Here is an 11,159-nt window from a genome sequence, read left to right as displayed (position 1 = left end):
ACTACAACCATGATCGAATCAAGATGGGGCTGGCCGGCCTGAGTCCCGTGGCATACAGGAATCAGGCCGCAGCAGCCTAATCAAAGATTGTCCAACAAATGGGGCGCACCTCACCCTGTGGGAGCGGCCTTGTGTCGCGAAAGGGCCGCAAAGCGGCCCCGGCAATCTCAAGCCTTGGCCAGATCCGGCAGGTCACCGCTCAAACCCAGCGCCTGCCGCACGAACAGCGCCTTGGCCTCCGGCATCTGCTCCACCAGCTTCAACCCGCTGTTACGCAACCAGCGCAACGGCAACGGGTTGGCCTGGAACAACCGCTCGAACCCTTCCATCGCCGCCATCAGCGCCAGGTTGTGCGGCATGCGCCGCCGCTCGTAACGGCTCAGCACCTTCACATCCGCCAGCCGCTCGCCACGCTCGCAGGCGTTGACCAGCACTTCGGCCAGCACCGCCGCATCGAGGAAGCCCAGGTTGACGCCCTGCCCGGCCAGCGGGTGAATGGTGTGCGCAGCATCGCCAATCAATGCCAGGCCTTCATCCACATAGCGCTTGGCGTGGCGCTGGCGCAGCGGCACGCACACCCGCGGGTCGGCCTGCAGCACATCCCCCAGGCGCCCCTCGAAAGCCCGCTCCAGGGCCTTCAGGAAGGCCGCTTCATCCAGCGCCATCAACTGTTCTGCATGCTCCGGGGTGGTCGACCACACGATCGAGCACCAGTCTTGCTGGCCATCGCGGGTCAACGGCAGGAACGCCAACGGCCCGTCATCGGTGAAGCGCTGCCAGGCCGTGGCCTGGTGCCCCGCGCTGCAACGCACGCTGGTGACGATGGCGTGGTGCAGGTAATCCCACTCGCGGGTTTCACAGCCGGCCAGGCGCCGCACTGCCGAGTTGGCACCGTCGGCCGCGATCACCAGCGGCGCACGCAGCTGGCGGCCATCGGCGAGGGTCAGCAGCCACTCGTCGCCGGAGCGGCGCAGCTGTTCGAGCCGCGCGTTGGGCAACAGGCCGATGTCGCTGTCATGCAGGCGCTCCAGCAGGCCATCCTGCACCACCCGGTTCTCGACGATATGGCCGAGCACCTGGGCATGCACGCTGGCGGCCGAGAAGTGAATCTGCCCGGTGCCGCTGCCATCCCACACATGCATGTCCGAGTAGGGCGTGGCACGCCGCTGGGCAATACCGTCCCAGGCGCCAAGGCGCTCGAGGATGCGCTGGCTGGCTGCCGACAGCGCGCTGACGCGCGGCTCGAACGGGGCCTGGGCATCGAACGGCTTGACCGTCAGCGGGCCACCGTCGAGCAAGAGGATTTGCAAGCCACTGTGGCGTAATGCCAGGGCCAGGGCGCTGCCGACCATACCGGCACCGACAATCAACAGATCTGCGCGCATTTCCATGCCTTACGCCAGCCTCGCTTGCGGCTTGAGCCGCACATATAGGGTTTTATCGACCCGCGCCACCAGCTCGCCGGCACCGTCGCGGATATCGACCTGCAAACGCGGCAGGCACTTCTTGCCGGTGGCGGTCTGCTGGCGGATTTCGTCCAGCAGCGCGTCATCGACGTGGAGTTCGGCATACACCGGGCCTTTGCCCGGCGAAATGAAATCGATGCTGGCGGCCTTGTCCCAGACGATGTAGTCACGCCCCAGCTGCTCGATCAACAGCAGCATGTAGAACGGGTCGACCATCCCGTACAGGCTGCCGCCGCACTGGGTGCCGACATAATTGCGGTTCCAGCGGGTCAGCTTCATCGCCACCTTGACGCTGCGCAGGTCCGGGCTGATGTGCTGCACGTGGATACCAGCGCCGAGGTGCGGCGGGAACAGGTTCAGCCGCCAGCGCAACAGGCGCGCCCGGCGCGCCAGCCTGCGCGCGTCGTCACTCATGACTGACCTCGCGGATCGGGGCGGGTGCCCAGGCCCATGGCCTGGCGGGCGAACCAGCTTTTCGCCGGTGGCAGCAGGTCGAGCCCAAGCAGACCAAGGTTGCGCCCGGCAGCCAGCAACGGCTGGCTACTGCCGAACAGGCGGGTGACCTGGTCGGAAAAACCGATGGTCATCGCCTGGTCCAGGCGCTGGCGCTGGTGGTAGGCCTGCAATGTGGTCAGGTCGCCCGGCTGCTGCGGGCCGGCCAGCAACGCCTCGGCCAGCGCCTGCACGTCACGCAGCGACAGGTTGAAACCCTGGCCGGCAATGGGGTGCAGGCTGTGCGCGGCGTTGCCCAGCACCACCAGGTGCGGCCGCACCTGCTCCTGGGCCTCGATCAGCGACAGTGGGTAAAGGTGCCTTGCGCCCACCTGGCGCAAGGCGCCCAGGCGATAGCCGAACACGCCCTGCAGCTCGCGCAGGAAATTGCGCTCGTCGATGTCGGCCAGACGCCGCGCGTCCATACCCTGACGGGTCCAGACCAGCGCGCAGCGGTTATCCGGCAGCGGTAGCAGGGCCATGGGGCCGTCTTCGGTGAACCGCTCGAAGGCCTGGCCGCCGTGGGCCTCGCCCGGGGTGATATTGGCGATCAACGCGCTCTGCTGGTAAGGCGTGTGGCGCACGTGGATGCCGAGTTGTTCGCGCAGGCCGGAGCGGCCACCGTCGGCCAGTACCGCCAGGTCGCATTCCAGCTGGGTGTCGTCGTTCAGCTGCAGGCGGTAGCCGCCTTCGATGGCCTGCATCGCGGTCACTTCCGCCGGGCAGCGCCAGCTCACCACCTCGCTGTCCAGCCCTTGCCACAGGCATTGGCCCAGCCAGGCGTTTTCCACCACGTAGCCAAGCGCTGGCACGCCCTCTTCCAGGGCATCCAGGCGGGTGGCGCCGAAGCGGCCGCGGTCGGACACGTGAATCTGCCGGATCGGCTCGGCGCGATGGCCGATGGCCTGCCACAGGCCCAGCTGCTGGTAGATCTGCTGGGTACCGAACGACAGTGCCGACGAACGCGCATCGTAGCTGGGCTGGAAGCTGTCACCGGGGGCGAACGGCTCGATCAGCAGAATCTTCCAGCCTCGCGCCTTGGCCCCGGCCTGCAGGGCCAGGGCCAGGCTCGCGCCCACCAGGCCGCCACCGATGATCGCCAGGTTTACCCGATTCATGCGGCGTCCTTGCGGGCAGCCTGCATCAGCGCCTCAATTTCGGCGACCGTGCGCGGCACGCCCGAAGTCAGGATTTCACAGCCTTGCCTGGTCACTACCACGTCGTCCTCGATCCTTACACCAATGCCGCGCCATTTCTTCGCCACGGCCTGATTGTCGGCGCCTATGTAGATGCCTGGCTCGACGGTCAGCGCCATGCCGGGTTCAAGCACCCGCCACTCGCCGCCCACCTTGTACTCGCCCACATCGTGCACATCCATGCCCAGCCAGTGCCCGGCGCGGTGCATATAGAAGGCTCGATAGGCCTCGCTGTCGATCAGCGCCTGCACCTCGCCGGTCAGCAGGCCCAGTTCCACCAGGCCCGCGGTGATGACCCGCACGGTCGCCTCGTGGGCGTGGTTCCAGTGCTTGCCGGGGGCGATTTCGGCAAACGCCGCGGCCTGGGCCTTGAGCACCAGCTCGTAGATGGCCTTCTGCTCGGGGGAAAACCGCCCGCTGACCGGGAAGGTACGGGTGATGTCGCTGGCGTAGCAGTCGATCTCGCAGCCGGCATCGATCAGCACCAGGTCGCCATCCTTGAGCGGGGCGTCGTTCTGCTGATAGTGCAGGATGCAGCCATTGCGCCCGGCCGCGACGATCGAGCCGTAGGCCGGCATCTTCGCCCCGCCCTTGCGAAACTCGTAGTCCAGCTCGGCTTCCAGGCTGTACTCGTGCAACCCGGCCCGGCAGGCCTGCATGGCCCGCACGTGGGCCCGCGCCGAGATAGCTGCGGCAGCGCGCATCACCTTCACTTCCGCTGCCGATTTATACAGGCGCATGTCGTGCAGCAGATGATCCAGCGCAACGAACTCGTTCGGCGGCTGGGCACCCAGGCGCGCCTTGGAGCGGATCACGTTGATCCAGTCCATCAGCCGGCGGTCGAACTCGGGGTTGCTGCCCATGGCGCTGTAGACCCGCTCGCGGCCTTCAATCAGGCCCGGCAGGATCTCGTCGATGTCGGTGATGGGGAAGGCATCGTCAGCGCCAAAATCGCGCACCGCGCCTTCCTGGCCGGCTCGCAGACCATCCCACAGCTCGCGCTCGGGGTTGCGCTCACGGCAGAACAACACGTATTCGCCATGCTCGCGCCCCGGGATCAGCGCAATCACCGCCTCCGGCTCGGGGAAGCCGCTGAGGTACTGGAAGTCGCTGTCCTGGCGGTACACGTGCTCGACGTCGCGGTTGCGGATGGCAACCGCGGCGGCGGGCAGGATGGCGATGCTGTTGGGGACCATCTGCGCCATCAGCGCCTTGCGCCGACGGGCATATTCGGCCTTGGGAATGTGGCTCATGGGCAGACTACCCCCGGTTGATCAGTGCAGCGATGGCTTGGGCGCGGGGGCGGCCGGCTTGGCCAGCTCGGAGAACAGCAGCAGGGGTGCCACGCGCAGGTATTCCATGACTTCCATGTAGTCGCTCTCGCCATCGTCGGACTCTTCGAGGGCTTCCTGAACCTGGGAAATGGCCACCAGGTCCTGCAGCACTTCCTTGGCTTCGTCGGACAGGTCCTTGCCACCGGCATTCAGGCCGAAGCCGGTAATGAAGCCTTGGCACCACTGGCCCAGCGCGGTGGCGCGGTCGCTCAGGGCGGCGTCGTCGGAAGGCAGCAGCAGGACGATCGCCATGTCGTCGCTGGTCAGCTCGCCCTTGACCATTTCCTGCAGGCCGACCAGGGCGTTGCGCACGCTGTCACCGGGTTCGGTTTCCAGCAACTGGGCGGCATCGGCCAGCCAGCCGTCGGCGTCGAAGCCGGCACCGGCGCAGCTGCGGCCGATCAGCAGGCCGTGCAGTTCGGCCGGGGTGACAGGATGACCATTGCTGGACAGCAGCATGGCGAAGGCGATGTAGGGCGATTGGGTATTGGGCATGGGCAGCTAGGCGCCAGACGGCGCAATGACTAGAATGGAGACCTTGTATCCTAGCACCGGCAGGCGCGCCAAGACCATCGGCACTGGCCGTCGCCGCCCAGGGAGAGGCATCATCGCCAGGTGACTGAACGACGGAGCGAATCGAGTGCAACCCACGCAAGAGAACGACCTGCAGGCACTGATGAGCCGATTCGAGTTGCTGATCGAACGTGTCGAGCAACTAAAACGGCAAAATGCACTCCTAGTAGCTCAGGAAAAATCCTGGCGCGAAGAGCGCGCCCACCTCATCGAAAAGAACGAGATCGCCAAGCGCAAGGTCGAGTCGATGATTTTACGCCTCAAGGCCCTGGAGCAAGACTCATGAGTTCAAGCAATAGCGTCACCGTGCAGATCCTCGACAAGGAATACTCGATCATCTGCCCGCCGGAAGAGCGCAACAACCTGGTCAGCGCCGCGCGCTACCTGGACGGCAAGATGCGCGAGATCCGCAGCAGCGGCAAGGTGATCGGCGCCGATCGCATCGCGGTCATGGCTGCGTTGAACATCACCCACGAAATGCTGCACCGCCAGGAAGACCGCAACGCTGCCCCGGCAGGCGGCACCACCCGCGAGCAGGTGCGCGACCTGCTGGAACGGGTCGACCAGGCACTGTCCGACGACACGGATACCAAAATCGGCTGAGATTGGTATACTGGCGCCACTCCCTGGGGGATGCGCCAGTCGGTTATGTCCCTGAGCCGATACGCACAACCACGGGGGTTGCACGCTGGGGCCGGTGTGCATGTCCGCCCGACGGAAAGCCTTAACGCCCCCTGCAATCTCCACCTTGAACTTTCGGGTTCAAGGGCTACACCGATAGCGGTCTTGTCGGGGAGCCTGAATTCTCTTGCCCGCCCCTGTGGCGGGCAATTCGTTTTGGCCGACCACGTTGGCCAGCACCTGGGATCGCCCGTGCCATGACCGACACCGCGCAGCTCACCCGCCCCCAGCTCCGTCGCCTGCTCCGCAATGCCCGCCGCGCCCTCACCCCTGCCCAGCAACGCCAGGCCGCCGTTGGCCTGTACCGCCAGCTGGCACAGCACCCGCTGTTCCGCCGCGCCCGGCACATTGCCCTGTACCTGCCCAACGACGGCGAAATCGACCCTTGCCTGCTGCTGCGCGAAGCCCAGCGCCGCGGCAAGCGCACCTACCTGCCGGTACTGCACGCCTGGCCGCGCACGCGCATGGTGTTCCAGCGCTTCGAGCAGGGCGAGAAGCTCAAGCCCAACCGCTTTCGCATTCCCGAGCCGGTCACCGAGCGCAAGCGCCAGCGCCCGATCTGGTCGCTGGACCTGATCCTGCTACCGCTGGTGGGTTTCGACGAAGTGGGCGGGCGCCTGGGAATGGGCGGTGGTTTCTATGATCGCAGCCTGGCCTACCAGGCGCGTCGGCAGAGCTGGAAAAAGCCGTTGCTGTTGGGGCTGGCACATGAATGCCAGAAGGTCGAGCGGCTTGCCCAGGCCAGTTGGGATGTACCGCTGCAGGGGACGGTCTCGGACCGGGGCTGGTACCTGGCGCCGCGTTGAGCGGCGCCGGCGGGGGCATCAACGTTGCGGCTGGCTGGCGTCGACCGGCATCTGATAGGCGTTGTCCAGCTTGCGCTCCCAGAACCCTTGCGCATAACCGGTAGTGACCACACCCAGGCCGAAAATGAACACCAGGATCCACAGCAGATCCGGCTTGTTACGTTGATTCATCGAAGATTGCCCCCCAGGCAAACTGTTCAGGCTCGGCGATTTTCTGGGTATCGCCGGAGCATCGCGCTTTAATCGGGGCGCATTTTCCGACAACCTGCGTCCGCACGCAAACCTTGACGTCAACCGGCTGTCGGTTTCGTGCAACAGGTTATTTCAAACCATTTCAGGAGCAGCACCCATGGCCTACTGGCTGATGAAATCCGAGCCCGACGAGCTCTCCATCGAAGCCCTCGGCCGCCTCGGCGAAGCGCGCTGGGACGGCGTGCGCAACTACCAGGCGCGCAATTTCCTGCGGGCCATGAGCGTTGGCGACGAGTTCTTCTTCTACCATTCCAGCTGCCCGCAGCCCGGCATCGCCGGCATTGCCAGGATCACCCGCGCGGCCTACCCGGACCCGACCGCGCTGGACCCGCAAAGCCACTACTACGATGCCAAGGCCACGACCGACAAGAACCCGTGGAGCGCGGTGGATGTGGCCCACGTGCAAACCCTGCCGCGGGTGCTGGAGCTGGGCTGGCTGAAACAGCAGGCCGGCCTGGCCGAATTGCCGCTGGTGCAAAAGGGCAGCCGCCTGTCGGTGATGCCGGTGACGCCAGAGCAATGGGCAGTGATTGTCGCTTTGCGTTGAAACTGCGGCTAAGGTCAGTCTTTGCACAGTTGGCCGCTCCCACAGGCACCGCATAAGGACTTTGACCGGCATCAACACGTCGCTCATGACCGCAAGCCATGATGCAGTGTGCATGACCGCAAGGATGCAGACCGATGAACCGATACGCCCCCAGGATCTTCGCCACCGCGCTGATCGCCCTACTCGCAGCAGCCGGCGGGCTGGGATACTGGAAGTCGCTCCACGACCAGTTGCCCGAAGGCCTGAGCATGGGCAACGGCCGCCTCGAAGCCACCGAAGTGCAGATCGCCAGCAAGATCCCCGGGCGCCTGGCCGAGGTGCTGGTCGACGAAGGTGACAAGGTCACTCGCGGCCAGCTGCTGGCGCGTATCGACACCCGCACCATGCAGGCCCAGCGCAGCCAGGCCGAAGCCGAAGTACTGCGCGCCCGGGAAAACTACGCCGCCGCCCAGGCCAGCGTGCAGCTGCGCCAGAGCGAACTGCTGCTGGCCAGCCAGGAGCTCAAGCGCGTGCGCGAGATCTTCCAGCGCAAGTACGCCAGCCAGCAGCTGCTCGACCAACAGCAGGCGCGCTTCGACACGGCCAACGCCGCCGTGGTCGCCGCCCGCGCCCAACTGGCGGCGATCAAGGCCGCCATCGGCGCCGCCGAGGCCCAGGTAGCGCAGCTCACCAGCGAGATCGACGACAGCAGCCTGCGCGCACCGATCGACGGCATCATCCAGCTGCGCCTGGCCGAACCCGGTGAAGTGCTGGGTGCCGGCGGCCGCGTACTGATGCTGATCGACCCCAGCGACCAGTACATGAACCTCTACCTGCCGGCCTCCACCAGCGGCCGGCTGACCGTCGGCGACCAGGCGCGGATCGTGCTCGACGCCCTGCCCGAGCGGGCGCTGCCGGCGAAGGTGGCCTTTGTCGCGGCCAAGGCCCAGTTCACCCCCAAACAGGTGGAAACCCGCGACGAGCGGCAGAAGCTGGTATTCCGGGTCAAGCTACGCCTGACCGACCCTGGCGCCGTGCCGCAGGCCAAGCCGGGCATGCCAGGCGCCGGCTATGTCCGCACGGCTGAGGTGGACTGGCCGGCCAACCTGCAATGAACGCCCCGGCACTGCTGGCCGAAGGTATCAGCCATCGCTATGGCGGCCTGCTGGCCCTGCACCCCCTTGGCTTCAGCCTGCCAGCGGGCACTCGCTGCGCGCTGATCGGCCCTGACGGGGCTGGCAAATCGACCCTGCTAGGGCTGATTGCCGGCGTCAAGCGCCTGCAACAGGGCGAGCTGCAGGTGCTGGGTGGCTCGATCCGCCAGCGCCGCCATCGCGCGGCACTGTACCCGAAAGTGGCGTTCATGCCGCAGGGGCTGGGCAACAACCTGTATCCGGAGCTGTCGATCCGCGAGAACATCCGCTTTTTCGCCACCCTGTTCGGCCTCGGCCGCCGCGAGTGCGAACAGCGCATGGCCAACCTGCTGCAGGCCACCGACCTGCAGCGCTTTGCCGAGCGCCCGGCGGGCAAGCTGTCGGGCGGCATGAAGCAGAAGCTGGGCCTGTGCTGCGCACTGATCCACGAGCCGGACCTGCTGATCCTCGACGAGCCGACCACCGGCGTCGACCCGCTGTCACGGCGGCGCTTCTGGGAGCTGGTCGAACAGGTGCGCGCGCAGCGCCCGCAACTGACCCTGCTGGTGGCCACCGCCTACATGGAGGAAGCCGAACAGTTCGAGCATTGCCTGATGCTCGATGGCGGCCGCCTGCTGGCCGCAGGCCCCAGCCATGAACTGGCCGCAGTCACCCCCAGCGGCAAGCTGGACGACGCCTTCACCCACTACCAGGGCGCGGGCAAGGCGCAACACTCTCCGCTCATCATTCCACCGCGTCCGGCCACTGACAGCCCGGTCGCCATCGAGGCCCACGACCTGACCCTGCGCTTTGGCGATTTCACTGCAGTGAACAAGGTCAGCTTCGCCATTGGCCGCGGGGAGATCTTCGGCTTCCTCGGCTCCAACGGCTGTGGCAAGACCACCACCATGAAAGTGCTCACCGGCCTGATGCCGGCCAGCGAGGGCAGCGCCAGCCTGCTCGGCCGCCCGGTGGATGCCAGCGACCTGGCCACGCGCAAGCGGGTCGGTTTCATGTCACAGAGTTTCTCGCTGTATGGAGAGCTCAGCACCCGGCAGAACCTGACCCTGCATGCCCGCCTGTTCGACCTGCCCAAGGCCGAGAGCGCCCAGCGTATCGACGAACTGATCGAGCGCTTCGACCTGGGCGCCATCGCCGACCAGCCATCCGCCGCCCTGCCCCTCGGCCTGCGCCAGCGCCTGTCACTGGCGGTGGCGGTGCTGCACCGCCCGGAAGTGCTGATCCTCGACGAACCCACCTCCGGCGTCGACCCGGCCGCCCGCGACGACTTCTGGCGCTTGCTGGTGGAGCTGTCACGCGAGCAGGGCGTGACCATTTTCCTCTCCACCCACTTCATGAACGAAGCCCAGCGCTGCGACCGCATCTCGCTGATGCATGCCGGCCGGGTGCTGGCCTGCGACACGCCGGATGCCCTGCAGCGCCAGTATCAGGGCAACACCCTGGAAGACGCGTTCGTTCGCTGCCTGGAACAGGCCCAGGAACTGGCGCCACAAGCCACCGACAACGCCGTGCTGGAGCAGGCCGCCACGCCTGCGCCGGCGCTGCGCCAGGGCTTCAGCCTGCGTCGCCTGCTGGCCGTGGCCAGCCGTGAGGGCAAGGAGCTGCTGCGGGACAAGGTGCGCCTGGCCTTCGCCCTGCTGGGTGCGATGTTCATGATGGTGATCTTTGGCTATGGCATTTCCCTGGATGTGGAAAACCTCGCCTTCGCCGTGCACGACCAGGACCAGAGCCCGCAAAGCCGGGCCTACCTCGAAGCCTTCCGTGGCTCACGCTATTTCGCCGAACAGGCGCCCATCCGCGATACCCGCGAAATGCATCAGCGCCTGCAGCGCTCGGAAATCAAACTGGCGCTGGAAATTCCGCCCGGCTTTGGCCGCGACCTGTACGCCGGGCGCCAACCGGTAGTGGCCGCCTGGCTCGACGGCGGCATGCCGTTCCGCGCGGAAACCAGCCGCAACTACGTGGAAGCCGTGCACCAGGCCAACCTCGAGCAACTGGCCAAGGCCAGCCCGCAGCCGCAGCCGCGCCAGGACCTGGTGCGCCTGGAAACCCGTTTTCGCTACAACCAGGATGTGGTCAGCGTGAACGCCATCGGCCCGGGGGTGATGGCACTGATCCTGGCCTTCATCCCGGCCATGCTCACCGCGCTCGGCATCGTCCGCGAGAAAGAGCTCGGTTCCATCACCAACTTCTACGCCACGCCCCTCACCCGCCTGGAGTTCCTGCTCGGCAAGCAGGCGCCCTACCTGGCCGTGAGCCTGGTCAACCTGGCGCTGCTGGTGGCGATGAACCGCTGGCTGTTCGCCGTGCCGCTCAAGGGCAGCGTGCTGGCCCTGGCCTGTGGCGGCGTCGCCTACCTGCTGGCGACCACCAGCCTGGGCCTGCTGATCTCGGCTTTCACCCGCACCCAGATCGCCGCCATCCTGGGCACCATGATCATCACCAGCCTGCCGACCATCCAGTTTTCCGGGCTGATCGTGCCACGCTCGTCGCTGGACGGCGCGGCAGCGGTGATGGGCCAGCTGTTCCCGGCGGGCTACTTCCTCGACATCGCGGTCGGCACCTTCACCAAGGCACTGGGCCTGCGCGAACTGTGGCCGCAGTGCCTGATCCTGCTCAGCTTCTTTACCGTGTTCACCGGCCTGAGCCTGGCCATGCTGAAGAAGCAGGAGGCCTGAG

The 11,159-nt window shown here is 66.4% G+C and carries 12 protein-coding genes and 1 other RNA gene; 7 read left to right on the top strand and 6 right to left on the bottom strand.

The annotated features are described in order from the left end of the window. Nucleotides 1–167: 167 nt before the first annotated feature. From J5M71_RS23705 to J5M71_RS23685, 5 genes are read right to left on the bottom strand one after another with little or no spacing between them, the layout of a single operon-like run. The gene (locus J5M71_RS23705) at nt 168–1,385 is read right to left on the bottom strand and encodes a 2-octaprenyl-3-methyl-6-methoxy-1,4-benzoquinol hydroxylase (RefSeq protein ID WP_207837622.1); all 1,218 of its coding nucleotides are present in this window, start codon (nt 1,383–1,385) and stop codon (nt 168–170) included. 9 nt (nt 1,386–1,394) lie between these two features. After that, nucleotides 1,395–1,880, bottom strand: coding sequence for a DUF4442 domain-containing protein (locus J5M71_RS23700; RefSeq protein ID WP_207837620.1), 486 nt, complete (start codon nt 1,878–1,880; stop codon nt 1,395–1,397). Beyond that, nucleotides 1,877–3,076 carry a 2-octaprenyl-6-methoxyphenyl hydroxylase gene (gene ubiH, locus J5M71_RS23695; protein ID WP_207837616.1) on the bottom strand — a complete coding sequence of 400 codons (1,200 nt, stop codon included), beginning with the start codon at nt 3,074–3,076 and terminating at the stop codon, nt 1,877–1,879. Before ubiH ends, J5M71_RS23700 begins: the two co-directional genes overlap by 4 nt. Then, a complete protein-coding gene (gene pepP, locus J5M71_RS23690) occupies nt 3,073–4,407 on the bottom strand; it encodes a Xaa-Pro aminopeptidase (RefSeq protein WP_207837614.1) in 1,335 nt (444 codons plus the stop codon). The genes ubiH and pepP overlap by 4 nt, the downstream gene beginning before the upstream one ends. Nucleotides 4,408–4,428: 21 nt before the next feature. Continuing rightward, entirely contained in the window at nt 4,429–4,983 is a 555-nt protein-coding gene (locus J5M71_RS23685; RefSeq protein WP_063912167.1) for a YecA family protein, read from the bottom strand. A gap of 181 nt (nt 4,984–5,164) precedes the next feature. Between J5M71_RS23685 and J5M71_RS23680 the strand changes: the two genes are divergently transcribed. The 4 genes from J5M71_RS23680 (at nt 5,165) to J5M71_RS23665 (ending at nt 6,548) form a co-directional block, all read left to right on the top strand. Next, nucleotides 5,165–5,347 carry a TIGR02449 family protein gene (locus tag J5M71_RS23680; protein ID WP_029886233.1) on the top strand — a complete coding sequence of 61 codons (183 nt, stop codon included), beginning with the start codon at nt 5,165–5,167 and terminating at the stop codon, nt 5,345–5,347. Beyond that, nucleotides 5,344–5,664, top strand: coding sequence for a cell division protein ZapA (locus J5M71_RS23675; RefSeq protein ID WP_207837612.1), 321 nt, complete (start codon nt 5,344–5,346; stop codon nt 5,662–5,664). The genes J5M71_RS23680 and J5M71_RS23675 overlap by 4 nt, the downstream gene beginning before the upstream one ends. A 17-nt stretch (nt 5,665–5,681) precedes the next feature. Further along, a non-coding RNA gene (gene ssrS, locus J5M71_RS23670) (6S RNA) lies at nt 5,682–5,861 on the top strand. 78 nt (nt 5,862–5,939) lie between these two features. Next, a complete protein-coding gene (locus J5M71_RS23665; protein WP_207837610.1) occupies nt 5,940–6,548 on the top strand; it encodes a 5-formyltetrahydrofolate cyclo-ligase in 609 nt (202 codons plus the stop codon). Between the two features lie 18 nt (nt 6,549–6,566). Here J5M71_RS23665 and J5M71_RS23660 read toward each other — a convergent pair whose 3' ends face one another. Beyond that, a complete protein-coding gene (locus J5M71_RS23660; protein ID WP_207837609.1) occupies nt 6,567–6,719 on the bottom strand; it encodes a hypothetical protein in 153 nt (50 codons plus the stop codon). A gap of 178 nt (nt 6,720–6,897) precedes the next feature. On the opposite strand from J5M71_RS23660, the gene J5M71_RS23655 reads away from it, so the two are divergent. The 3 genes from J5M71_RS23655 (at nt 6,898) to rbbA (ending at nt 11,158) form a co-directional block, all read left to right on the top strand. Beyond that, complete coding sequence (locus J5M71_RS23655) at nt 6,898–7,347, top strand: EVE domain-containing protein (RefSeq protein ID WP_063912169.1); 450 nt, start codon at nt 6,898–6,900, stop codon at nt 7,345–7,347. 134 nt (nt 7,348–7,481) lie between these two features. Beyond that, entirely contained in the window at nt 7,482–8,441 is a 960-nt protein-coding gene (locus J5M71_RS23650) for an HlyD family efflux transporter periplasmic adaptor subunit (RefSeq protein WP_207837607.1), read from the top strand. After that, the gene (rbbA, locus tag J5M71_RS23645; protein WP_207837605.1) at nt 8,438–11,158 is read left to right on the top strand and encodes a ribosome-associated ATPase/putative transporter RbbA; all 2,721 of its coding nucleotides are present in this window, start codon (nt 8,438–8,440) and stop codon (nt 11,156–11,158) included. The genes J5M71_RS23650 and rbbA overlap by 4 nt, the downstream gene beginning before the upstream one ends. Nucleotide 11,159: the final 1 nt, after the last annotated feature.

Origin of the sequence: Pseudomonas sp. 43(2021) (genome assembly GCF_017490805.1) — a bacterium.
Lineage (GTDB): Bacteria > Pseudomonadota > Gammaproteobacteria > Pseudomonadales > Pseudomonadaceae > Aquipseudomonas.
This window is presented reverse-complemented; position numbering and strand designations above follow the sequence as displayed.